24 protein-coding genes are annotated in these 24,362 nt (G+C 38.2%); 15 read left to right on the top strand and 9 right to left on the bottom strand.

Annotation, left to right across the window (positions count from 1 at the left end; genetic code table 11):
- Window positions 1–59 precede the first annotated feature (59 nt).
- Window positions 60–812, top strand: coding sequence for a hypothetical protein (locus HYV86_04230; protein ID MBI2573039.1), 753 nt, complete (start codon window positions 60–62; stop codon window positions 810–812).
- 123 nt (window positions 813–935) lie between these two features.
- Window positions 936–3,140 (top strand): hypothetical protein, encoded by a 2,205-nt coding sequence (locus HYV86_04225; GenBank protein ID MBI2573038.1) that lies wholly within the window; start codon window positions 936–938, stop codon window positions 3,138–3,140.
- On the opposite strand, the gene HYV86_04220 is transcribed toward HYV86_04225, so the two are convergent.
- On the bottom strand, window positions 3,076–3,894 hold the full coding sequence (locus HYV86_04220; GenBank protein MBI2573037.1) for an HD domain-containing protein: 819 nt from the start codon (window positions 3,892–3,894) through the stop codon (window positions 3,076–3,078). The genes HYV86_04225 and HYV86_04220 overlap by 65 nt on opposite strands.
- Before the next feature lie 272 nt (window positions 3,895–4,166).
- Between HYV86_04220 and HYV86_04215 the strand changes: the two genes are divergently transcribed.
- From HYV86_04215 to HYV86_04175, 9 genes are all read left to right on the top strand, one after another.
- On the top strand, window positions 4,167–4,877 hold the full coding sequence (locus HYV86_04215) for a hypothetical protein (protein ID MBI2573036.1): 711 nt from the start codon (window positions 4,167–4,169) through the stop codon (window positions 4,875–4,877).
- 3 nt (window positions 4,878–4,880) lie between these two features.
- On the top strand, window positions 4,881–5,171 hold the full coding sequence (locus HYV86_04210; GenBank protein MBI2573035.1) for a hypothetical protein: 291 nt from the start codon (window positions 4,881–4,883) through the stop codon (window positions 5,169–5,171).
- 97 nt (window positions 5,172–5,268) lie between these two features.
- The gene (locus HYV86_04205) at window positions 5,269–6,054 is read left to right on the top strand and encodes an ABC transporter ATP-binding protein (protein ID MBI2573034.1); all 786 of its coding nucleotides are present in this window, start codon (window positions 5,269–5,271) and stop codon (window positions 6,052–6,054) included.
- Window positions 6,047–7,744, top strand: a complete 1,698-nt coding sequence (locus tag HYV86_04200) for an ABC transporter permease (GenBank protein MBI2573033.1) — start codon at window positions 6,047–6,049, stop codon at window positions 7,742–7,744. The genes HYV86_04205 and HYV86_04200 overlap by 8 nt, the downstream gene beginning before the upstream one ends.
- An 85-nt stretch (window positions 7,745–7,829) precedes the next feature.
- Window positions 7,830–8,684 carry a ribonuclease HII gene (locus HYV86_04195; GenBank protein MBI2573032.1) on the top strand — a complete coding sequence of 285 codons (855 nt, stop codon included), beginning with the start codon at window positions 7,830–7,832 and terminating at the stop codon, window positions 8,682–8,684.
- A gap of 227 nt (window positions 8,685–8,911) precedes the next feature.
- Window positions 8,912–9,775, top strand: coding sequence for a hypothetical protein (locus HYV86_04190; GenBank protein ID MBI2573031.1), 864 nt, complete (start codon window positions 8,912–8,914; stop codon window positions 9,773–9,775).
- A gap of 104 nt (window positions 9,776–9,879) precedes the next feature.
- The gene (locus HYV86_04185; GenBank protein MBI2573030.1) at window positions 9,880–11,250 is read left to right on the top strand and encodes a hypothetical protein; all 1,371 of its coding nucleotides are present in this window, start codon (window positions 9,880–9,882) and stop codon (window positions 11,248–11,250) included.
- 159 nt (window positions 11,251–11,409) lie between these two features.
- Window positions 11,410–12,306 (top strand): HIT family protein, encoded by an 897-nt coding sequence (locus tag HYV86_04180; protein MBI2573029.1) that lies wholly within the window; start codon window positions 11,410–11,412, stop codon window positions 12,304–12,306.
- 63 nt (window positions 12,307–12,369) lie between these two features.
- Window positions 12,370–12,957, top strand: a complete 588-nt coding sequence (locus HYV86_04175) for an HIT family protein (protein ID MBI2573028.1) — start codon at window positions 12,370–12,372, stop codon at window positions 12,955–12,957.
- 211 nt (window positions 12,958–13,168) lie between these two features.
- On the opposite strand, the gene HYV86_04170 is transcribed toward HYV86_04175, so the two are convergent.
- From HYV86_04170 to HYV86_04155, 4 genes are all read right to left on the bottom strand, one after another.
- Window positions 13,169–13,615 carry an SET domain-containing protein-lysine N-methyltransferase gene (locus HYV86_04170; protein ID MBI2573027.1) on the bottom strand — a complete coding sequence of 149 codons (447 nt, stop codon included), beginning with the start codon at window positions 13,613–13,615 and terminating at the stop codon, window positions 13,169–13,171.
- A 30-nt stretch (window positions 13,616–13,645) separates the two neighbouring features.
- Window positions 13,646–14,308, bottom strand: coding sequence for a class I SAM-dependent methyltransferase (locus HYV86_04165; protein ID MBI2573026.1), 663 nt, complete (start codon window positions 14,306–14,308; stop codon window positions 13,646–13,648).
- A 123-nt stretch (window positions 14,309–14,431) separates the two neighbouring features.
- Window positions 14,432–15,361, bottom strand: coding sequence for a GNAT family N-acetyltransferase (locus tag HYV86_04160; GenBank protein ID MBI2573025.1), 930 nt, complete (start codon window positions 15,359–15,361; stop codon window positions 14,432–14,434).
- A gap of 77 nt (window positions 15,362–15,438) precedes the next feature.
- Complete coding sequence (locus HYV86_04155) at window positions 15,439–16,731, bottom strand: phosphoribosylamine--glycine ligase (protein MBI2573024.1); 1,293 nt, start codon at window positions 16,729–16,731, stop codon at window positions 15,439–15,441.
- A gap of 356 nt (window positions 16,732–17,087) precedes the next feature.
- Between HYV86_04155 and HYV86_04150 the strand changes: the two genes are divergently transcribed.
- Entirely contained in the window at window positions 17,088–19,616 is a 2,529-nt protein-coding gene (locus tag HYV86_04150; protein MBI2573023.1) for a ribonuclease H-like domain-containing protein, read from the top strand.
- 40 nt (window positions 19,617–19,656) lie between these two features.
- Here HYV86_04150 and HYV86_04145 read toward each other — a convergent pair whose 3' ends face one another.
- A complete protein-coding gene (locus HYV86_04145) occupies window positions 19,657–20,169 on the bottom strand; it encodes an SET domain-containing protein-lysine N-methyltransferase (GenBank protein ID MBI2573022.1) in 513 nt (170 codons plus the stop codon).
- Window positions 20,170–20,198: 29 nt separating this feature from the next.
- Window positions 20,199–20,738 carry an AAA family ATPase gene (locus HYV86_04140; GenBank protein ID MBI2573021.1) on the bottom strand — a complete coding sequence of 180 codons (540 nt, stop codon included), beginning with the start codon at window positions 20,736–20,738 and terminating at the stop codon, window positions 20,199–20,201.
- Window positions 20,739–20,790: 52 nt separating this feature from the next.
- Here HYV86_04140 and HYV86_04135 point away from each other — a divergent pair, with 52 nt between their 5' ends.
- Window positions 20,791–21,615: a DUF1385 domain-containing protein gene (locus HYV86_04135; GenBank protein ID MBI2573020.1), complete on the top strand. Its 825-nt coding sequence runs from the start codon at window positions 20,791–20,793 to the stop codon at window positions 21,613–21,615.
- Here HYV86_04135 and HYV86_04130 read toward each other — a convergent pair.
- A complete protein-coding gene (locus tag HYV86_04130) occupies window positions 21,587–21,883 on the bottom strand; it encodes a hypothetical protein (protein MBI2573019.1) in 297 nt (98 codons plus the stop codon). The two genes, HYV86_04135 and HYV86_04130, sit on opposite strands and share 29 nt — an antisense overlap.
- A gap of 38 nt (window positions 21,884–21,921) precedes the next feature.
- Complete coding sequence (locus HYV86_04125) at window positions 21,922–22,146, bottom strand: hypothetical protein (protein ID MBI2573018.1); 225 nt, start codon at window positions 22,144–22,146, stop codon at window positions 21,922–21,924.
- Window positions 22,147–22,247: 101 nt separating this feature from the next.
- Between HYV86_04125 and HYV86_04120 the strand changes: the two genes are divergently transcribed.
- Entirely contained in the window at window positions 22,248–22,748 is a 501-nt protein-coding gene (locus HYV86_04120; GenBank protein MBI2573017.1) for a hypothetical protein, read from the top strand.
- Entirely contained in the window at window positions 22,748–24,301 is a 1,554-nt protein-coding gene (locus HYV86_04115) for a PhoH family protein (protein MBI2573016.1), read from the top strand. Before HYV86_04120 ends, HYV86_04115 begins: the two co-directional genes overlap by 1 nt.
- The last annotated feature ends 61 nt before the right edge of the window (window positions 24,302–24,362 follow it).

Below are 24,362 nucleotides of genomic sequence, written 5' to 3'. Positions count from 1 at the left end.
TGCATTTAACTCGTTTTTCGTCCTAAATGTTTAAATTTTGGAGTTGTTTTCTATACTGAATGGCTAAGGACTCCAAAGAATCATCAACGAAAGATGCCATTTCTACGCTTCAACCAGAGGATCGTATCAAGAAGTTAAAACAGCTTGAAGGGGAAAAAAAGAAAGAAATCGCTGAAATGGAGAAGCTGATTAAAGAAAGCGAGAAAGAGATTACCGAACAACGTAAGTTTGTTGAGAAAGTTCCTATCCCTCAAGTAGCTCAGCAGGATTTGCTCGGATTAAGTGAAGAAGCAAAGCAGTTGCTTAAAACACATCGAGGGGTAGATTCTCTTAAATCTGATTTACTTGATTCTGTTGTGCCGGTTGCTGGAGTATCCAAGCGTAAGTCTAAAGAAGATGAGGGAGCAGGAAATCTTGAACAGACTGTTGCTCGTGAACCAACTCGTGACTTACCTCATCCAGCGATGTCTCAATATTGGATTGAGGCGCAGCGGGCTCCCGCAGTTTTTGATTCAGCATATGTTGCTCATCTTAAACATACACCTGCTATTGATTTATACAAAGAGATGTCAGTTATTGGGGAATTGGTTTCCCAAAAGGGATATGCAACTGCTGATGAGATGAGGCGGGTTGAGCATATTGCTGGTGCAATGGAAGAGAAGATAAAAGATGTACAACGAGGAAAATATTCTTCGTTTACAGAAGATGTTGCTAAGGCAGCATTGGTGACACAGACTTTGGGTTCAAAGATTCGCGATGCCTATAAAGCGACGAGTAGTCATGTTGGGCATGATTATTACAAAGGGAATTGAGAACTGTAATCTTTTAAGAACTATTTTTTTAAGAACTATTTAATTTTGTTGGCAATTTATTCTAGCCGTAAAGCATAAATACCCTCAAAATATTCTATCCTTTAAAGAGGCATTGATCTAGATATGGTTACGTTTGGTTCTGGGTATTATAATCCTATGGAAAGGGGCTATGCGGAGCATGGTCATCATGGTAGTGCTCACGATCATTCTCATGATACAGTGGGAACGGACAATGTAGGAGTAGGTATTGGGGATATGGGGATGAGTTTGGGTCTTGGTCCTGTTCCTAATGTTTCAGCTATTGCGGCAAAATTGCGTCCAGGGGGAAAGAAGCTTGAATTTGTGTTTACGGGAAGCGGAAAAGGTTCTGGGCAAGGTCAGACTCCTGAGATGTATGGCGAGAAACAACGTCAAGCATTACGTGAGATTGCGAAATCAAATCAAGTTGATTTCACTACACACTCTACAATTGGGGTATATGGTCTTGCAGGAATGGATCAACAAGGTAATTTTTCTAAACAAGCTAAATCTCATTCATTAAATGAAGTAAAACGAGCAATTGAGTTCGCTGCTGATGTGGCACGAGGGGGTCCAGTTGTGGTTCATACTGGAGAGTTTCAACGTCCAATTGCGGATTCACCATGGAACAAAGAAGATCCTCGTTGGAAAGGCAAATTTGAGATTCATGCTGAAGAAGCAGAGAGGGCATCGTATCGAGTCGTGGATACTCGTACAGGATCAACGATTCAGGAAGCGCGTCGGAATAGAAAAGTAGCACGACCAGAATGGAATACGGTTAAGCAAGGCGAAGAGTATGAAGAAATTGATATTCATGGCAAAGTCATAAAAGATCATAATGGTAATCCAATTAAAAAAAGAGCAGTAGGGTTTGATAAAAATGATGGCATAGCTATCGACGAGAATGGTCGACCTATTTATGTGGATTATTTTGGACAGCGCTTACTTCCCGAGCAACGTGTTCCGGAGTATGACAAAAAAACAAGTACATTCAAAGTTCGACAGTTAGGGTGGGAAGATTTGGAGAGAGAGGCAGATCGTATGACGCAACGAGCGCGGGATGCCATTGAGAAGTTTCATCGAAAAGATCTTTCAGAAGCGGAACTTAAAAAGTCATATTGGTATCGTTTTAAAGATGTTAAACCAGAAGATATCAAAGTCAAAGCAGAGGAAGCATACATTATCGAAACACTCGAAACAAATGCGGCGAATGCGCGTGGATGGTCATATCAATACGGCTCGGGGTTTGAAGATTCTGTTGATGCGATCAAGAAGTTACGCAAGGCAAAAGAATTTTATGAAAAATTAGAAAAAGAGACTGATCCTCAAGAGAGATGGAGATTAGAACAAGAAGTGAATCGCTTACGTTTACCTGGTGGTCTAGTTCCTCCTGAGACTATGTTACCTTCAAAAATAATTGCTGACCAGATTAAAGAGTTTGAGTCGCGTATGAAACAGGCTCGGGAGGCGTCAGCATCACAGTGGGCGCAGGCAGAAGAAGCGATAGAGACAATTCGACATGTTCAAAGCGCGGATGCATATGCGTTTAATGAGGCGTGTGATGCGTATGCACGTTTGGCTCTTACGGCGATGAAACAAACTGAAAAATTAAGACAACAAGGCAATTTGAAAAAACCCATTCAAGTAGCTATGGAAAACTTGTTTCCTGAGCAATATGGGTCTCATCCAGATGAGTTAATTCACTTAGTTCAAAAGAGCAGGGAACAGATGACGGAATTGTTGGTCAAAGAGAATAGGGATTTTTCAAAAGAAGAAGCGCGAAAACGAGCTGAACAACATATTACGATCACGTTTGATACAGGGCATATCAATATGTGGCGAAAATATTGGAAAGGTGATCCTGGCAAATCTTTGGCGGAAAATGATAAAGAGTTTGATCGCTGGATGTTAGATAAAGTCGGAAAAATGGCACCGTTTATTGGTCACGTGCATATTGATGATAATTATGGGTATCATGATGATCACCTGGCTCCTGGTGAAGGAAACACGCCGATTCGGGAGATGGTGAAATTGCTTAAAGCAAAAGGATACAAAGGGGAAATTATTATTGAACCAGGAGCAGATTACACGACAGATACATCTGGTTTTAATTCAGTGATGAAAACATGGAGGCATTTTGGCATGCCGGTCTATGGTCGCGGAATGGCAGGACGCGGTGGCGGACGAGGAAGATCGTGGGAAGATGTGGGGTATGGGTGGTTTGGACAGAATGCGCCACCTTATTTCACATTTGGGGGGTATTCGCCATCAGAAGATTGGACGTTGTGGAGTGGTGTTCCTCTGGAATAAATTTTTGGAATTTTGGGATGACTTCTTGTTCTTGTATGTTGTGATAGGTTTTGTTTTTGGTTTCTTTCTTGCAATTTTCTCTCATTTTTTGAATACCATTTTGTTTCTGTTTTAGGGTTAGATGTTTGATGAGATGTTTGAGTGTTTGGATGTTTTTTTGTTTTCCTTTTTCAAAGATGGCATACGCACTTTTTGTTTTCCAATGATGGGATTTGAGAAATTGATATTCAAACAAAAGCCAAGTTTGATCATTTTTTGCGTGAACATGAAGAAGTGATATAGGGTATTGTTGTGCTTCTATTTGCAGTGCTTTAGACCAATGCCAGAAATCCTGTTGACCAAGAATACTTAAATCGGCATCACGCAGTATTTTTTCATGTTTGGCATGGAGGGGTGTGGTGAGATTCGTTGCTATAATTGCTTCTTCTACGATCTTTGCTTGTTCATAGGTATAGGGGAAAGGGCATTGACACATATATTCAAACGCTTTTTTTGCGGCGTCGATTTCGTTATTTTCATACTTTGAAACGTATCCTACGTCGTGAAACAATGCTGCGATTATGAGTAATCTTGTATGTGAAGAAGAATATTTTTCAGCGAGAGCAATTTTTCTGGTTGCGGTAGCAACAGCCATGGTGTGTTCTTGATGGTGGTATGCAAATGTTGAAGGAAGAGTTTGTAGAATTGAGCTGACTTGATCTTGGGCATGCATAACGTGAGCAAGAGTTATTGTTGCATGTGAGCAAAAGACCATTGGATCTAAATGGGGGTAGCTCTTTAGAAGCTCTGTTTCCCCGCAGGGAAGGCGAAATAGTGGGGAATAGGTCGGGGATGAGGGCAGGGAAAGTAGCGGGTAGTGGAGAATTGAGTGGACTTATACGGAAGCATTCGTAAGCAGAATCTCCAGAAGGTTTTTAAAGTGCCTGAAGATTTAACTACTATTGAGTAAGACAAAGTTTGTCCTAGAACAATGCTCTAGAATTAGACTTGCATTACCTTTAAAATACACAGCCTTGCGTGATTACTATGTTTCGACTCTTTTCCACTCCCGATTGGTTTGCAACATGGGATTTGTTGTTCTCTTCAATAGGTTTTGTTATAGCGTTGCTTATTGCTGCGTATAGTTATCGCTTATATCGAATTCACAAAGATGAAAATAAGTTTGCTTACTTTTCGTTTGCGTTTGTTCTTGTGGCAGTAAGTCTTGCTGCGAAAATGATTACTGGTAGTGTTCTTGCGTATCAACCCCTTCGGGATGTTACAGCCGTCGTTCTCAAACCTCTTGCTGGACCTAGTTTACAGTTTTCAAATCTATTATATCGAGCTGTTTTTTTTGTGGAAATGGTTTGTATGTTAGGCGCATGGCTTTTGATCTTTTTTATCTCTCAAAAGTCACGAGACCGGCTTCATACGTTTCATGAATTAACTCAAATTGGTCTTTTTATTTATTTGGTGTTTTTGATTTCAATTATTAGTAATTTTAGATCAGAAGTGTTTTACTTGACTAGCACTGTTTTACTCTCGTTAATTGTGTTAAATTATTATAAAAATTATAATGATAAACAACGCAATCGTAATGCCTGGCGGGTTATGGTTTCATTCCTGCTTATTTTTGTAGGAAATCTGATATTAATCCCAGTATTTCTTGTACCTGGGCTTTATGTTGCAGGAGAAGTATTAATCCTTTTAGGGTTTTTATCACTTCTCTACACGTATCATTCCGTTACTCAAAGGTGAATTATGACAGGCAGACGATCTCGATTGGAATTGGTATCAGACATCCTTGTTGCTATTCAAAATAAAGGTGGAAAGATTAAACCTACTCATTTGATGTATAAATCTAATTTATCACATAAACTACTTAATTCATATCTTGATGAACTGGTTGAGAAAGAGTTAATCCAAATAGTTGAGGAACAGGCTCGCAAGCGTGAAAAACCTCTTAAAACAGTTATTATCACTGATAAAGGTCTTAACTTTCTTGCTGAATTTAGGCGCATGCGCGAATTTACTGATGCGTTTGGTCTCTAGATTGCCTAATACTGCTTTTCTAATAGTTTAATTTTAAAAGTTTAATTCTAATAGGTAGTATCGTAAAAGATATAAACTCGCTTTTGTTTTACCCTTTGTGGAAAAACATCTTCGATCTCCTAAAAAAGCAAGCATGCTTCCAAAAGTAAACACGCCTCATTTTAAGGATTCAACAAAATTAGAATCAATCATTGTTTTTGAGAAAGTTTCTAAGATCTTTCAAAAGAAACTTATCCTTGATGAAGTGTCTTTAAGCATTCATCGCGGTGATTTAGTGGGTTTAATTGGTCCAAGTGGCGCAGGAAAAACGACTTTGTTCAAATTATTTTTAGAGATTAGCAAACCAGATTCAGGTACGATTTTTTTCCGAGAAGAAGACTTACATCGGCGAACAGGTTTTGCAAGTCAGGACTATTCATTTTATCCTCTTTTGAGTCTACGTGAGAATATTGAATATTTTGGTACAATGGTAGGTCTTTCTTCCAAAGAGATTAAATCTAAAACTGCTTCTTTGCTTTCGTTGGTGGGGTTATCTCATGCTCGCGACACTCCGGCAGGAAATCTTTCAGGAGGTATGAAGCGTCGTTTTGATGTTGCGCTTGCTCTTCTCGGTGACCCAGAATTTTTGATTGTTGATGAACCTACAACTGGTCTAGATGTGGTAACAAAAAAGCAAATTTGGGAACTTCTTGCGGATATTAACCGACAGGGAAAGACTATTTTAGTTTCGAGTCATGATTTAGATGAAGTTGAACAATATTGTTCTTCGATTCTGTTTTTGAATAATAAAAAGATTATTCCCAATGCGGAATTACAAAAAGTTCTTCATTCATTATCAAAACCAACTCTAGAAAATCTTTTTCGGGTGATTACCCATGCGTAGACTCATAGCTTCTCTACGTAAAAATGCGCGAAATCTTTTGCGTAATTGGACTACGGTGAGTGTTATTTTTATAGGTCCATTTATCTTACTGCTGATTTTGATGTTCTCCTATTCTTCTTCTGTTAGTGGAGTAAGGGTAGGGTATGTTCTTGTTGATCAATATGATGGAACATCTACTCAAAAATTTGTGGAGACGGAGCTACTTTCGTATTCCTGGAGACCGCAATTAATGTATTCTATTAGTCAGTGTCATACTGCTTTGCGAAACGGACAAGTTCATCTTTGTTTGTTGTATTCTGCAAAGAAAATGGATATTTATTACGATCCGGCTCGTGAAGAGGTAGGTTTAATTTTACTTGCGGATATTCGACGTAATCTTGCTGAAATTGAACAAGAACGAATTCGAACTCAAACAGGAGAAGTCCTTGATGATATTAAGAATACTGATTATTTTCTAGAACAAAGTAAAGTCTTGGGTAATCGCTTGGTTGCTGATTTAGATGCTGCTGATGTGACGCTGGTAGGTGTGCTTGACCAAATTGATCTAGCAAGGCAGAATATTACTGGTCAACGTGCTCAACTTTCTTTTACGCGAGAAAGACTGGTTTATTATAATGGACGAATACAAGATCCTTATCTTAATAATGTTGCGTTAACCCGAAATTCACTCACAGTAACTCGTAATCAATTAGTGTGGCTCCAAAGTCAAGCAGGGCAAAATGCGCAGCTTAAAGCAACAATAGGGCAAGCAATTAATCAAATCATGTTTGTTGATGATACGTTGCTCCAAGCTGAAAATGATTTACGTTCAGCGCAAACTGATTTGACGCAGGGTATTGCAACAATTGATTCTGCTACGGAAGCATTAGTACAAGCTGATGCGACGTTACTTACAACACGAAATGATGTTGAAAATGCTCGTTTGACTATTGGGAAGCGTCGTAATGAAGTCACTGCGTTGCTTATTGATCTAGACAAAGAGCAAGAAAAATTAAATCGAATTGGTAATCAGAATGTTGATGATCTTATTGGTGTTAAAAAAGTAGATGTGTATGCTGTTGATCGATTGAATCAAATCTCTCCAACTCAAGGTGATATAAAATATAAAGTTCCTACTATTTTAGCGATGCTGGCGATGTTTATTTCTATTATTTTATCAAACATCTTATTTCAAGAAGAAGTTCATGGGAAAGCGTATCTTCGTAATCGACTCATGTCGTTTCGGGGTAGCCAGATGTTATTTGTTGGGTCAATTTTACTGACTTCTATACTCATTACTTTTGTTGAGTCTATCTTGTTTTTGACTATTGCGGAAGTTTTCTTTTCATTTGCTCATTGGAGTATCTTCACTGTGAGTGTAGCGCTTCTTAATTTGATCGTGATTTATTCTATTGTAGGAATAATTATTGGGTATCTTGTTTCTGAGAAAGCATCATCGTTGTTGGCATGTGTTTTTGTGATTTTAATCAATATTCTTTTAGGGGGTATTTTTGTTCCTATTGAAAAAATTGTGTCTGGTGTTGCTTTTGTTTCTTCAATACTTCCTATTTCAAGTTCAATTGGCATTTTAGAACGCGCATTGTTTCATTCGGTGTCTGCTATTTCTCATTATGTTGCTCTCTTTTTTGGTGTGGCAGTGTCGTTGATTTTGCTGGTTGTGGTGCATCTTATTGTTAAAAAGAAGGAATAAATCTGATTTGATTAGGGTAAGGGCAGTTCGTTTTTTTCTCACTTTTTGAGATAAGGTATTTAAAATTCCTCTCTCTTTTAGGCTTATGGCTTCTTCCTCTCGTACATCTCCTGAAAAGATGGCAGAAATGACTTCTCCTCATTCTATTGTTTCTCCTATCCCCTCTTCTCCTCATTCGTCTGTCTCTGTTACATCTTCACCAAAGAAAAAACCATCATTAAAACTAAAATCCACACTAGAGAAAGCGACTTCTCTAAAAGAACCCACTTCTTCAAAATCTGTTAAGATTATTGTGGGTGTTGATGAGGCGGGTAGGGGTCCAGTTCTTGGTCCGATGGTGATGGCGGCGTTGGCATTTAAAGAAGAGGATATTCAAAAGCTTGCGTGGTTGGGTGTTAAAGATAGCAAGTTACTTAGTTCTGAGGTGCGTGAAGGATTATTTGATCGTATCCATGAAGTTGTTCATGATTTTCGTATTGAGGTGATTGAGCCAGATGCGATTGATCTTTCTTTGTCGGAATCGAATTTGAATTGGCTTGAGGCTGATACAAGTTCGCGTATGGTGAGTGAGCTTGCGCCTCATACAGCAATTATTGATTGTCCGAGTGTGAATTTGATTTCTTATAAAAAATATTTTTTAGATAAAATCCCTCCTCCTCTTAAGAATTCGATTTCATTGGTTGTAGAACATAAAGCAGATGTCAATTATTTAGCGGTGGCAGCGGCGTCAGTGATTGCAAAAGTGATTCGTGATCGATGGATTGATCATCTTAAGCGTGAAATTGGTATTGATTTTGGGTCTGGATATATGTCTGATCCTAAAACGCAAAAGTTTCTTCAAGAGTATCATGACCAATATCCTCATCTATTTCGTAAACGATGGGAATCATTTCGTAAAGCCCAAGAGGCAAAAAAACAGCGCAGTCTGGGTGATTTTTGAGATTTAAGTTTAGGTAATGTTTAGAGTACTGTAGAAAGTCTCGCTCCGACCCTCGCTGGTTGTTTTCTCGTTAGGAAAATTCAGGTTTATTTCGATAGCGAGGGCATAGTCAATGCACCCAAGTGTCGTCGTCGCTGGCGCTAAGCGCGACTTTTTCTACAGAACCAATGTTGAGGTAATGTTTATTAATTTAGAATAATTCCTTGTTTGAAAAGTGAAAAGGGGTTATGATGACGGTCTTTCTTCATGTTACAACAGCAAAATTACGGTTTTTACTAGATCTTGGTTTTATATTAGAAAAAGCGAATACAGTATATGAATTAGGGCGTTATGTTGGACAAGGGGTCGTGTGTATTTTGTATGTTTCTGGTAAATTGCTGCTTCAGGGAAAAGTAGTTGATGTTGCGAAAGTTACACTCCTTTTAGAGAAGAAGGGATTCACAAAAGCGGATTCTTCGAACAAAGCATCTTTGAATCAGTCTGAATCTTCTCGTTATGACTCTAATTTTGATCCTGCAAAAGAATCCGGATGGGTTATTGGTAGTGATGAAACTCTTAAAGGAGATACGTTTGGGGGAATTGTAGTGGCAGCAGTAAAAGCTGATGCAACACTGCGTTTGAAATTGCTGGAGTTGGGTGTTGATGATTCTAAGAAGTTGAGTGATGAAGAGATGATACCTCTGGCTCAGAAGATTCGGGCTTTGGTGTCATGTGAGGTGCGAAGTTTGTTGCCGGAAGAATATAATACGCATTCTAATCAAACTCTTTTACTTAATATGCTGCATAAAGAATGCGCACTTGCATTAGGAGAAGGAACACATATCGTTGATAAATTTCCTGGGTGTGTTGTGGGCAACATTATTGAAGAAAAAGCAGATAGTAGATATGTTGAGGTGGCTGCTGCTTCAATTATTGCTCGGGTAGCGGGGTTAGAGCAGTTACGATTTTTGTCTGGACGGACTGGGTTTGTTGTTCCAAAAGGCAGTACTCATGTCCGCGAGGCGTTAGAGATGGTTAAAAGAAAAGGATTAGATCCTACATTGCTGGTGAAAATGAATTTTAGGAATGTGAAGGATGTTTTTGATCGTTAAATGCAATCCGGTTAGTTTTTTCCCTGATTTTTGCTTATTTTTATCTTTCCAAAACATTTATATATCATTTTACCCTCATTAAATTATAAAAAGTAGGTGATCTTATGGTTAAACATTCTAAAAAGGTTGATAATAACAAACACAAGACGCTTTTTGCAGTTCTTGGCATTTGTCTTTTGGTTGCAGTTGCAGCGTTTTTCTTTTCGGGTAGAACGGCTTCAACTGAAGAAGGGGCTTTTGCTGGTCAAGCAGTGTCGCTTGCAGGAAGTGGAGCCCCTATAACTCTACGTTATGTTGTTGCTAGTTGTAATCCTGCTCCAAATGCAGAAAATCCAACGGGTATTGCTGTTGTTGAGAAAGACGGCAAAACCATGAGAGGATATCAGAATGCTTGCGCAGGGGGAAAACTGGTAAATTATACCTGTAATGCTGATGGCAAGTCGTATCAAAAAGCAACAAAATCGTGTGATGCTGGTTTAGTTTGTTCTGCTGGTCAATGTATTCCTGCTGTATGCCAAGGCAATGTGGCTGCAAATTCTGTTTTATGTGCTGGTGATGATGCTGGTCTTGCTCGTAATACTAACAGAGTTTTAGTTGGCGCTTGTACTGATGCTACCAAATGTGAGTATGTTTGCGCAGAAGGTCGTCAATTATTGTTAAATAGAGTAAATCGACGTATGGAATGTCAAGTACCTGGTGCTGGAATTCAACAGGGACTTTTGTCGTGTAGTAATGTTCCTGTGAATGCAACGCCATGTTTGTATAATGCAACTGCTTGTGCCCAGGGTAGAAATGCGACCGAATGCATTCCTGATAATACTAGATTAGGCGTGAATTCTGCTCGAGATGCCGTAGTTGTAGCAAATATTTCTGCTTGTACAGTAGGTAGGAAATGTGAATATACTTGTAATGCAGGGTTTGTTGCACAGAATGGTGTGTGTGTAGTTGCACCTGTTGTAGTAGCTCCATTTTGTCGTTGGCTTCCTGCAAATACAGGAGCTGAAACGGAACAAGGAGTGTTTAGAAACACGTGTGTTGATGGTCAAAATACTGTTTATTCTTGTGCTTGGAATAGTAACCAGCTAAGACAGAATTTAGATGTTTGTAGGGATGGTTTAGGTTGTAATGCAGACGGTGTGAACTGTTGTAGAACTGACTATAACAATTTTAGAGAAGTAGCTGCACCTTCTTGTAATGGAACAGTTCTTTCAAGAAGCTACGGGACAACCTGCGACCGACCTTGGGTATATACTACTGATTGTAATCGAGACAGTGGGAACGGTCGAGTGTATACTTGTACTACTCAGTCGACTAACCCTAGTTGTGGTACATGTGGTGGGCCTGTATGTAGTAACATGACTGGTGGGATTTATGCTGGAAATATTACTGCTGGAAATTTAGTATGTCCTCCAGGTGTAAATCGTGAAGCAGGATCACCTACGGGAGATCTTGTCACTGGTCCAGGCTGTCCATAGATCGTGTGTTGATTCTTTGAGTTTTCTTATTTCTCTTTTTCTTTTTTCTCTCTTATTTTCTGTTTTTGTGTTCTCTTGCTTTTGGTATTCTCTATGCTCTACTGCTCTTATTTTCTACACTCATAATGTTTATAAAGCAGATTCGACTCCACCTATTTGATGGATGCTTCTCAATTAACCCCAGAACAACGCAAGGAACTTGAGGAAAAAATAAAATCAATGAGTCCGGAACAGCTGGCGGCGTTGCAAAAACAACAGTGCATTTTCTGTCAGATGATTTCTGGCAAAATTCCTGCAAAAAGAGTGTATGAGGATGATCGTACTATTGTCATTTTAGATATTAATCCCGCGGCTAAAGGGCATTTGTTGTTAGTCCCAAAAGAGCATTATGCGATTATGCCCCAAGTTAAAGAGGCAGATTTGTCACATTTTATTGTTCTAGCAAAACTGCTTTCACAAGTACTATTGCGAACATTACGATCTACAGGTACAAATATTTTCGTTGCCAATGGTCTTGCAGCAGGTCAGCGATCTGCGCACTTTTTGATTCATATCATTCCACGAAAAGAACAGGATGGGTTGTTTGTTGTTCACGAAAAGCTGCTGGAAAAAGATATGATTATGAAAATTCGTACTGCGCTCGAGCCAAGTATTACTAATGCTTTTGGCACTCATTCTGGTACTGTCCATTCTGGCAATATTGCTCAAGAAAAACATCATCCTGTTGAAATAGAATCACATGAACGGGTGTTTAGCCGTGACCCAGGGTTAAGTACAGTAGAATCTCGTGGTCATGATAGTGAACATGATGAAGTTGCGGAAGCGTTGGGTAAAAAGAGCACTTCTAAATCTCATAATACTTCTTCAAAACCAAAGAAAGAGGTTGTAAAAGAAGTTGTAAAAAGAGTTGGATCAAAAAAGAATACAAAAAAAGAAAAAATTGTTGAATCAGAAGAAGAGGATACTGATGAAGAAGATGAAGAACAAGTAATACCAACTTCAACGAGTGATAAAAATAATGTGTCATTAGATGATATTGCTAATTTATTCAAATAATAATTTGATGAATGAGTAATTCAATAAGTTTAACGAATGGGCGATAAAAAAAGGTGAACATAATTGAAATGTGATTATTGTGATATTATCGAACGAACGAGCAGGGCGGAGATTCTCTTTGAAGATGAGGAGATTATTGTCGCAATCAAAGATCTTGCGATAACTCCTGGTCATTTAGTTGCGTTTCCTCGTGTTCATTGTACTATTTTGGAAATGATGTCGCATGATCTGTTAAGCAAATGTATGATTGCATCGACTAAAGTGAGTACGGCGGTTTTTGAAGGATTGGGAAGTCAAGGGACAAATGTTCTGATTCAAAATGGTCTTGGCGCAGATCAAAAAGTTCCTCATTTTGGTATTGAAATAGTACCGAGGTTAGAGAAGGATGGTGTGGCATTGCAGTGGGAAGGCAAGCCTTTGCCTGAAGATGAAATGGATCGGTTATTTACCCAAATTTCAAAAGATGCGGCTGCGTTTATTAAAGAGGGATTAAAACAGAAACCTGTGGTAAACAGTGAGAGAACGGTTCGAGAGGTAGATGATTTTTTAGAAAATGAAACTGGTGAAAAAAATTCTAAACATGGTCATTCTGAAAAGAAAAAGGAGAAAGAAACTAATTATCTGATTAAGTCGTTGAGACGGATACCATAAATTTTCAAGGTATTTTGTACTTATTTTTGATTGGATTTAGTTTTGTTGAAAACTTACCCTTCGGGTAGGTAGCGGCTGTCGAGCACTGGGATGTTTTTTCTCGTGAAAATGACATTCCCCGTAGGGGGCGTCCCCCATGTCGTCTTTAATGTTAGAAATAAAAAGCTCGACCCTCATGCCGCTACCGAACTTTTCAACAAAACCACTGGATTTAGTTTTCCCAAGAATTGAATTCTTTATATTTTTCTTGAAATTCAGGTGGCATGCTGGGAAAACTTCTAATCACTTTTCGACAATCTTTGCTGTTGCAAAGGCATTCCATGTCCCATTTAGGTGTATGCACAACGGTAGAATAATCAATCGTTATTTCTTCATTTTTTTGAATCTGGTTAAGCGCAATAATCTTGTTAGGAAGTTTAAATGCGGCATTAGGGGTACAAGAATGATTTAGATACCATCCCCATTCTTCTTTGCTTGGAGTTAACCATCTATCTTTTGCTAGATGAATTGACCGATGAGTTGCTTTTTTCCATGGTTGTATATTTTCTGCAAAAACAAATAACTCTTGATATGGATTAAACTGCGCTTGCGCAAAAATACCATCTCCTGCGCCATAGGTCGTTTTACGAACAATCAAAGTTGATTCTTCTGGTTTCATGGTTTACTCATAAATCCATTTTATAGTGTTTTACTCTTTTTTGTAAATAAATAAACAGCATTCTCCATCTAATGATTTTTCAACATCCATTTCAATACGCACATTATACTCAGCTTCTAATTCTTCTTTAAGTGTTTGTGGATTTTCAAAGTGATATGGTCCTGCTGAGAGTTTTTCTTTATTGCATAAGAAATTAAGTCCTACACCTTTCTTTGCAAGTTGAATCATTTTTTTAATCATAGAACGGAAGAACATGTCAAAACCTTCAGAGCTAATGTTGAGCGCGCCAATGCAAAATACATAATCGTATTGGGGCAATTCTTCTTTGAGAATATTGCATACTTTGAATGCAGCGGTCGTTGTTGCTACGGGAAATCGTCTTTTTGCATGTTCGATCATTTCAGGTAAAATGTCAACGCCGGTAAATTGAGTATGGATGCCTTGTGAGATTAAGTAGCCGTATAACCCCCCAATGCCGCAGCCTACATCAAGAATAGTAGTATTGTTGAGATCAGCAATGGCTGTCATAACTTTGAAGCGGATGGCATATTCATCTTGGTCGTGCCAGCCCATGGTTCGGATATCGCCCTCGGGATATTTTTGAACGTGTTTTTTGTAAAATGCTTTGACTTTGTCAAGGTTGTATTCTTGAGTTTGATCCTGATGAGGATGAACTGAATTTGTGTTGCTCATTTTGCTCTTCTTTATGGTTTCCCTTTTTAACTCTTGCCTTTGTGTGGATTTAGACAAGACTTTGGACTTAAGCAGGATTCTTGGTCAGGAGGGGTTGTTAATTTAGATAGGGCATGAAAGATGTCAAGCTCGTTTCCTATATAATGCATAATATGGTTCTGACTGGCAGTTCCAAAGTTTCTTCCAGCCGCTATCTCCTGCAAGAAAATCAATTCTATTTGCTTTAAGATTCATAGCTCGTTTGAGGTGTTCGAAAATGAGTAATTTGCCGATATTTTCTATTTTGGGGTCATACCCTCCATTAAGAACATAGTACGTTCCTTTGTAAAGCGCGGCGTATTCGATAGCGATGACTTGGTTATTAAGTGTAATTACGAGTGTGTGGAGGAGTTTTTTTTGATCAAAGTTACTTAAAAATTTCTTAAAAAGATCTGCAAAGCGTTGGTTAGTGAAATCAGATTCTTCCTGAAAACGGGCAATGTTAAGATCAGTAAATAATTTGTAATGGTGTGGGTTAAACGGTTCCCAAGATAAAACATATTGCATTTCTTCTAGTTTACGAAGATCATACAGCAGATTCTTTCGGTGTTTTTTGCTAAATGTTTGGAGGTATTGGGCAATTTGATGGTTGTATTGTTCCAGATCGATGAAATAATGAAAATCGTCTTCTTTAAGATATTGGCTGAGCGCAGGGGCTGTATCGAGTGCTTGGGTTGCAGCTTGAGCATTGATGTCAAAGAGTTTTATGTCTGCAGGAAGAGATTCAATTACTTTAAGTAGCGTTATGGGGTCAAGCCAAAACGTATAATCTTCTCCATATTCACCGTCAAAGCGCCGATAGAGATTTTCTTCTTTTTTATACACAAGGGGTAGAAGACCTACATTATGGTTAGGATCTGCGTTATCTTTTATAACAATGAAGTGTAATTGATTATTTTCTTCATCGTAAAGAGCAGAGACATAGTTCCATTCATCCCACAGATTTTGATGGGGGGAGAATGTGTTCCAAAGTTTTTCGCATTCTGTAATATTGGTAATAATCTCAAAATTCATAGAAATGTAACCTTCATGTATTTATTTAGATTATTATTGGTTATTTGTCTGTAATGATATTATTAGGTTTATTGTATTTATCCTTCACGCAGATATCCCCAGTTGTGCAGTTTATCACTGTCTTCATACCAACGATCACTAATGTCTGTTCGATAAAACATATGGGGGATAAGGATGTTGTGGATTCGGTTATAGGCTTGCTTTTTCGCTTCTCGCATGGATTGTCCTGCTCCACATACGATGAGAATAATTCCGGTGCGACCGGTAACGACCCATTCGCCATTAATCATTTTAACGTCTTCAATATGAACTCCGTTATAATCTGGTTTTTTGAATACAATGGTGCTTCCTTTGGAATGTGATTCAAATGTTTCTTCGTCATAAAATGGAAATGGTGGTACGACAATTCTGATGCCAACTTGAAACCCTTTCTTGGTTTTAATTTCAAATTTTTCTCCATTAGCCATTCGATAGAAGAATTCCCCTATCGGCATGTTAAGTCCTTCTTGTTGGATGGAAATGGTAGGGTAGCCAAATCGAGCAGTGAATTCAAGAGGGTAAATCCCATTGCCATTAACGATGCAGTTGAGGTCAATATATCCATTATATCCTTCTTTTCTAAGAGTTTCTTCTAATTTTTTAAGAGTTGAACTAAATAAACGATTAGGCATACTCCAAAACATGCTTGTACCCATTTCTCCAGTCGATGGACCAAGATTGCCTGGGAAGAGTTTTTTGTGTTCAAAGTTAATATTGACCGGATAGAGAAATTCATTTCCATTAAAAAACGCGCCAACTGCGACTTCAACGCCGGTAATTCGACGTTGCAGTTGAACAACAGTAATATAATTTGAGCGGGTTTTCTTATATGATTCTAAAACCCGAATAACATCAGCGCCATCATCTTCTTCTCCTACAAAAAGAAGACCTTTCTTGTTTTGCGCTTCGCCACTGGGTTTAATAACGTATTTCGCCGGATTATTCTTAACATAATTTATTGCTTCATCAAAAGATGTAAATTCAGCATAGGGGATAATAGCAATACCATGTCGTTTGAGCTCTTCTTGTCCGAATGATCGGTCGTCTTCTAATTTATCAGTATATGCTGATCCACCAATCACTTTTTTCCCTTGTTCTCGTAACTTTTGCGCGATTGCACCTTGACCTAAGACATCATCAAAGACGATAACATCTGCCCAGTCAACTTCTTTTTCCCAATTGTCAATCTTATCAACAAAACCATCACCAATATCATGTTCTGAGATGCTTTCAATAAAATACTTAACGTCATTACCTTCTTTAGAAATCTGCCATGCAGTGTCGCTAATTAGCGCGTCTTTGGAGACAAATAAAAATTTTTTAGGTTCCATACAATGAATTCACTTCGAATAACTTCAATTAATACCTTCGTTTTATGTGTTAGGATATTGTTCTCATATATAAAAATTGTGAGACCACAAGGTAGAGACACATATGTTGGGGCATTTATTTTTGAGAAATTTATTTTTAGGAGTCTAATAGTTTGCTAATAGTCTATTAATTATCTGTTTTATCAATACTTTGTTAACAATGGTATGTTATTACTATATTTCTTTCTTGGTTGTTTTTTGGAATTAAATTTGGTTGCTTTCTATGGGCAGATTACTGTTTCCTGTGTTTTTCTGATTTGGTGTTATTCTCTTTTTTATCCAAACAATTTATAAAAAGTTGTCCTGCCTATATCTCTATGAAATTACAGTTCGTTGCCTATGATTTTGAGTATGTTCTAAAAGAAGATAGAGTCTTGGTTTTGATCTATGGGAAGGATGTTAAAGATCGAAAAGTCTGCATACATATAGCTCATGAACCCTATTTTTACGCCACGATTCCTCATGAGGGACGTGAGACTTTTGAAACAAATCTTGTTAAGATGAAATTAAGTGAAAATGTTGATAATCGTGGTGCGTGTGTCACACGTTTTGAAGTAGTAGAAAAAGAGTTTCTTGGACGAAAAGGCAATTACTACAAAATTTATACTAATTATCCTAAAGCAGTTCCTCTTATTGCAAAAGAACTGGAAAAAAAAGGGGTTGTTACCTACGAGAAGGATATTTTATTCGTTCATCGTTTTTTGCGGGATATTGGGTTGGTTCCTTTTAGTGCTTGGGAAGCTGAAGTAAATCCAATTAGTATAGAGGGTCAAATTAATGCGGAAGATAATAACTTACCTCATAACTTACTTTATAACATACCTCATAATATACATCATTTTGAGACGTCTCACATTACTTCTGGTTCTTTTATTGTACCTTCATTACAAGTTTTAGCGATTGATATTGAGACGTATGCGCATAAGAAAGAGATTGATTTTGTGAAAAATCCTATTCTAATGGTGGCGTTCTATGGGGTTGATGCTGCGGGTGAGAAGTTTGAAAAGGTCATTTCTTGGAAAAAAATCAATCATTCGTTGCCTTATTTGGAGATTGTTGCAAATGAAAAAGAGTTGTTAATGCGATTTAATGAAGTTATTGCCACTTATTCTCCAGATGTTTTGTTAGGTTATTTTACTGATGGGTTTGATTTTCCGTATCTTCTGGAACGAGCATCTCAACATAAAGTGCCATTTACGTTTGGTGTTGATAGATCTGGGTTACAACTTCGCCGAGGAGCAGGAATGCGTGATAGTGAAGTGAGTGTTCGCGGAATATTGCATCTAGATTTACTTAAATTTGTAAAATATATCTTTGGGAAGAATCTTAAGACTGATTCTTATTCTTTGAACGCTGTTGCGCAGGAATTGCTTGGTGAGAAAAAGCACGATGTTAATCTTGATGAATTATCTACTCTGTGGGATCAAAATTCAGATAAACTCTCCTTGTTTGTAGAATACAATCTTCAAGATACCAAATTAACTTATTCTTTGTATGCTAAATTGCGCCTTGATATTGAAGAATTTACTAAAATTGTTGGTCTTCCTCCTTTTGATGTTATTCGAATGAAATTTAGTCGCTTGGTTGAGAGTTATATTCTGCGTCGCGCGATGGAGTTTAATGTTCTTGCGCCAAATAAACCAGATGATGAAGAATTGGGGGAACGGATGGATGAATCTATTGAGGGGGCATATGTATTTGAACCTACTCCTGGACTCTATAAAGATGTAGTTGTTTTTGATTTTCGTTCCCTGTATCCTTCTATTATTACATCCCATAATCTTGGTCCAGAATCGTTCAAAGCGCAAGATGGGACGACGAGGACACCCGTGCCTGGTAAAGAAGAATACTGGTTTTCGTCCAAACGAGGTTTTATTCCTAAAGTACTTGAAGATTTGATTTTGTATCGTAGTGCGATTAAAGAAGAGATCAAGAAAGCAAAAACTCAAGGTAAAGAGATATTTTTTTTGGAAGCGAGATCGTATGCGTATAAAATTTTGGCTAATTCGTTTTATGGTTATCTTGGTTTTTATGGGGCACGATGGTATTGTTTGGAGTGCGCGGCATCTACAACAGCGTATGCGCGATATTATATTCATCGTACGATTGAAAAAGCAGGTCAGGATGGATTTAAAGTGGTGTATGGTGATACTGATTCCTGTTTCTTTCTTTTAGGAGATAAAAAGATTGACGATGCGTTTTCATTTATGAAAAAAATTAATGATGATCTTCCTGGGATGATGGAATTGGATTTTGAAGGATATTATCCTCGCGGTATTTTTGTGGGTATGAAAGGAAGTGAACGAGGAGCAAAGAAAAAATACGCTTTATTGCGTGAGAATGGAACACTTAAGATAACGGGGTTTGAATTTGTTCGACGTAATTGGTCCGTTTATGCTAAAAGGTTACAACAAAAAGTATTGGAACTTGTTTTGAAAGATAATCTTTCTGAGGCATTAGCATATGTTAAACAAAGCATTAAAGATCTTACTGCGGGAAAAGTTCCTCTCAAAGAGTTAGTGATTACAACTCAACTTACTCGCGAGCTTTCAGGTTATACTGCGATTGGGCCGCATGTGCGGGTGGCTCGTTTGATGGTTGAACGGGGCGAGTCTGTTAAAGCAGGGATGATGTTAGAATATGTTATTACGAAAGGTCAAGGTTCTGTGGGTGATCGCGCATCTCTTGTGATGGATGTAAAAGAAGGAGAGTATGATTCTGACTATTATCTCCATCATCAAGTGTTGCCTTCAGTATCTAGTATTTTTGCAGTTTTGGGGTATAGTGAAGACATGCTACTTGGCAAAGGCGAGCAGAAAGGATTAGGTAGTTTCTTTGGGAAATAAAATTACTGTTTTGTGCGAGATGTTGTGACAACTATAAAACTTATTTTGACTTTATTGTTGGTGCTATTTTACAAGTCTGTTGTTCTTTTTGTTTTATCTGTGGCCAGAGTTCTTCATCAAGAATGTAGCCTACACAGCGTGATGTTCCGCAAAGACAGGGGTGCTTTTCGTAGCAATCAAGACCAAAGCCATAGTTAAAGAAGAGTTCTTCCCCTGGTTCGATGGTTCGTTTAGAACAAATCCAGATTTCTCCGTTTTCGTAGCTAATTTCACAGTTAGGGTCACAGGAATGGTTGATGTATTTTGCTGGATTATTACCAATGTCTCCATCAAGATAGGTTCCGTCTTCAAGGTCCATGACATAGACTCTTCCTCGGTGTGGGTCTTGTTTTGCCATTTCTTCATGTTGCTGCTCTCGGCGTATTCCTTCTTCTTGCGAGATAATTTCTCCGACATACTGGATGATCTTTATTCCCGGTGGTATTTGCCTTGCTGCGTATACACCGTTGTTATGAATAGAAGATTGACGAACAACATAATATGGATCAGGCATGATTTTGCTTTGACTTAAAGTGGTTTATATTACTTTCGCTGAAGAGTGTGCTCTTTGTTTTCTTTTGGAGTGATACTTTTTGTAATGTTCTTTTTAATGCTTTCAACTACTACTTTGATTGGTTGTCGAGCATCAATAGTGATATGGGGCAACGTAAGCGGTTCATTATGGTTGTAGAGTTTTGTGAGAATGTGAGGATTGACAAAATGGTCCTGTGATCTTGCTGTTACTCTTTCTTCAAGTGTCTGAAAGGGGACTTCTAACCAGATGAAAAGCGGTTTGTCAAATGCTTCATAAATCATTTTTCTATGTTTGTTTGTATAAAGCGGCGAGGTGAAAATGACTGGTTTTTGAAGACGTAGCTTGTTTACTGCAATTATTGCATCTTTAAGATAAATTTCCCTATCATCATCTGTGAGAGGTGTTGCGTTCTTCATTTTGTCTTTCATCCATTGAGGTAAATGGTCATCTACATCGTAAAGGGTAAAGCCAAAATCCTGTGCGATTATTTTTGATACAGTTGATTTACCAGCCCCTGGCATACCGCTAATAACAATCACTTTATTCATATTCCTTTTATGGAAACAAACCTTTAAATAATTTCAGGTCTCTTGTAACTGTATGGATGTGGGTGGTCAAGCGGTAATTGAAGGCGTGATGATGCGTAATAAGGAACGCTTTGCTATTGCTGTGCGCTTGACGAATGGCAAGATCAAAGTCAAGAAGGAGAAAAATACTGTTTTGCCTTCGTGGTCACAGGTTCCTTTTCTGCGTGGGGTTGTTGGGTTAGGATATCTTATGTATGATGGAATTCGCGCTTTGGTGTGGAGCAGTAATCAAGTTTCTGAAGAGAAAGAGCAATTAAGTCCTACTCAAGTTATCCTTACAATCTTATTTTCTTTGGCTATTAGTGTGGTTGTTTTTGTCGTTGTTCCTTTTCTTGGCGCTCGGGTATTAGGGGGAACTGGGGTATTATTCGATGTACTTGATGGTGTCTTTCGAGTTGCTCTCTTTTTGGGATATTTAATTGCAATTTCGTTTATGGATGATGTGAAACGGCTCTTTGCGTATCACGGAGCAGAACATAAATCCATTGCGTGTTATGAAGCTGGTAAGAAACTCACGGTTAAAAATGTCCGTACATATTCACGATTTCATCCTCGTTGTGGTACAACATTTCTCTTTTTTATGGTTTTATTGTCAATTTTAGTTTTTACACTGATAAATGGAGCATGGTGGGTGGAGTTATTTGGACGAATTCTCTTATTGCCTCTTATTTCAGGTGTAGGGTATGAGTTGATTAAATTAAGCGGTAAATGCTCCACGAATCCAGTTGTGCGAGTCTTAATTGCACCTGGGTTATGGCTGCAGCGATTGACGACTCGCGAGCCGGATGATAAACAGATAGAAGTGGGGATTAAAGCTCTTGAGGCTGTGGTGAAGTAGAAGAAGTGACGTATTTTCGCATAGCATTTTCAAGTTGTTTTTTCTTATAGCCAGAGTCAATACAGTGTACTTGTGGAAATCTCTCTTGAATTCGTCGAGCATCTTGTATTTTATTAATATATGCGGGAAAAAAAAGAAGAATTTGGAAGTCATCCCGTTCATAGAGTTCTCTACCTAAATCAATTCCTCTTTGTAGTTTACCCTCAATTCCATTAAGATCTAGTGCTTTTACCTCTACCCCGAATGGTTGGTTCTTATAAAAAATCAATTCATCATATTCATAGAAATCTTGATTCTGTTTAACAATTAGAATTCCGCTTCTGAGCCTTTGAACTGAATACTTCCCTTTTGTTCGAGGAAAATTGTGATCAAATGTAACTCCTTCGCAACTTGCCAGCCAGCTTTTAACAAAAATTCTGCTATTCTTCCTTTAAGTTCTCCATTCTCTGTGGTATTTTCGATTGACAAACTGCTTAAATCAAAAGTAGATAGTGTTGGACGAGTGATGTTAAGCTTAGAAATCAAATCCATTTATCTTTGTTTTTAATACTATTTTTTAAAGATGGTAGTTCTTAATTACATTGTTTGGAGTAGGGAATTGTTTATAATCTCTGGTGAGATCTACTCTTTTTATGGTTGCGGATGTTGATATTTCTCTACGTTCTTTATTTGGGAAATTAGCTCAAAGAATCGATGATCAACGCGATTTAGGCGAAGTTGCTCTTACTGCTATCTTAGATAGCCAACTCACATTTACTAGCACAAGTGGTGATCTTAATGAACGTCGGTTTCAAGAAGTACGGGCTATGTATGGTGTTTTAACTGCGGTGATTGCCCAGATTGATGGGGGAAGTTCAATCGTTACTGTTCGTGGTGATTTGTACCAAAAAATAGAAGCTGAATTACTGCGTTACCAACTAGGTCCACAAAATCGTGTTAATACCAATGGTTCTTTGTATGGACCAGAGTTTGAAACATTGTTGTTAAGACCGAGATCAATACCTGATCGTTTGTGCAAAGATGGATTGAGATTATATCATGCTGTTACAAATGAACGTGTTCCCCAAGGAACACGAAATATTCTGAATCATGATTATCGGCTTGTTGAAAGAACATTGCGGGATGGAAAATAATGACCAAACATAAAAATTTACTTTCAGGATATCGCCACGTTTTCCTTCCTCTTACGGATGTTTATGATGCTGGCGGGAGGCAAGTGCTCCAAGATCTAGGAGAAGAATCTGGTGGGAAAAATGCTATTGTTATAACCCTTGGTTCTACATACCGTATTGAAGAACTTACACAAAAAAATCCCTTGGGTGGAGCACGGGATGCATTGAAATTTCTGACTGAATTGCGAAAAATTGGTGGAGAACAAGTAGGCGAAGGGGTTCGTGTCTATTCTGTTTCGGAAGGCTTAGATGTCATTTCGTTAGGTTCTGGTTTTGAGGAAGATGAAATATCCCTAGAATCATTAGATAGGAGAGTAAGCGAGTTAATATTTGATATTAATGAGAATAATCGTCTCCGCTTTCTTACTCCTAATGAAGCTGAACTTTGGCGTCTTGAAAACAGAGGTCTTCATGGTGAGAAACCGCGATGTCTTTTTGCAACTCCTGAAATAATTAATAGTTGGGTTGTTGAGGGTAATAGTGATCTAGAAGCCGCATTATATACTAAAGGTCGAGTAGTTGGTATCAATGAAGCAAGAGAAATGCTTGGTCAAGATGTTTTATTTCATAATCAGTTTATTCACTTTTCAAATGGGACTTATGCTCGTATTACTGGTGATCTTGTTAGGAGGGGTAGGGAAGTAATAGATTACAAAAATCAACGGGTTGTTCTTCTTGATGGTAAGGCTGATAAAGATCATACTATTACTGCTGCTGGTCGAAATCAACATGGGGTTTTAGGAATAAATCCTAAAGATCATGAACAATTTTTGGCATTTCAATATGCTTTACTTGATCCTGATATCTCTTTAGTGTTCTTATGTGGTGGTGCTGGCTGTGGAAAAACTGTGTTAAGTTACGTTGCAGCAATGGATCAAATCATGAAATTCCAAGGAGGAAAAGCAGAAGGCAGAGGAAAGAGGCAAGCAGGACGTGAACCTTTCTATGATCGTTCTATCTTAATTAAGTCCATTGATTTAATGGGTGGAGCATCGCGTGATGTTGGTTTTTTACCTGGAACTTTAATGGATAAACTTGGACCTCATCTCAAGCCTTATTCGGATGCTCATAGATTATCTAATCTACGATCAATTCCTTTTGGAGAGATGTTTGCAGAACCAGATCCAACTAAAAGAGATCAGCGCAGACTTATTGATGGGGGATATCTTCCTGCTCATACTTCACCTGTTGAGTTAGTTCATACGGCACATGCGCGAGGTAGGTCTTTTCATGATGCGTATATGATCCTTGATGAAGCACAAAACCTTACACCTTACGAGGCAAAAACACTCATTCAGCGTTTGGCAGAAGGATGTAAAGTTGTTCTCTTGGGTGATCCTTTTGGTCAAATTGATAATGTAAATTGTTCTCCAGACTACAACGGTTTAGTACATGCTATCAGGCATTTTCGTGGGAAAGCATATTCAGCAATGATAACGCTTCCACACTCATACAGGAGTCCAATGGCTCGCGATGCTGAAACGTGGGCGGCTCATCAGCCCCGTAGTCGTTGATCTTATTTTGTTCTTTCTCTCTTTTTAGTTTTCCCCCCTCTTATTCTCTCTCTCTTTTTCC

The sequence above is a fragment of the Candidatus Woesearchaeota archaeon genome (genome assembly GCA_016188115.1).
GTDB lineage: Archaea > Nanobdellota > Nanobdellia > Woesearchaeales > GW2011-AR9 > JACPIK01.
This window is presented reverse-complemented; position numbering and strand designations above follow the sequence as displayed.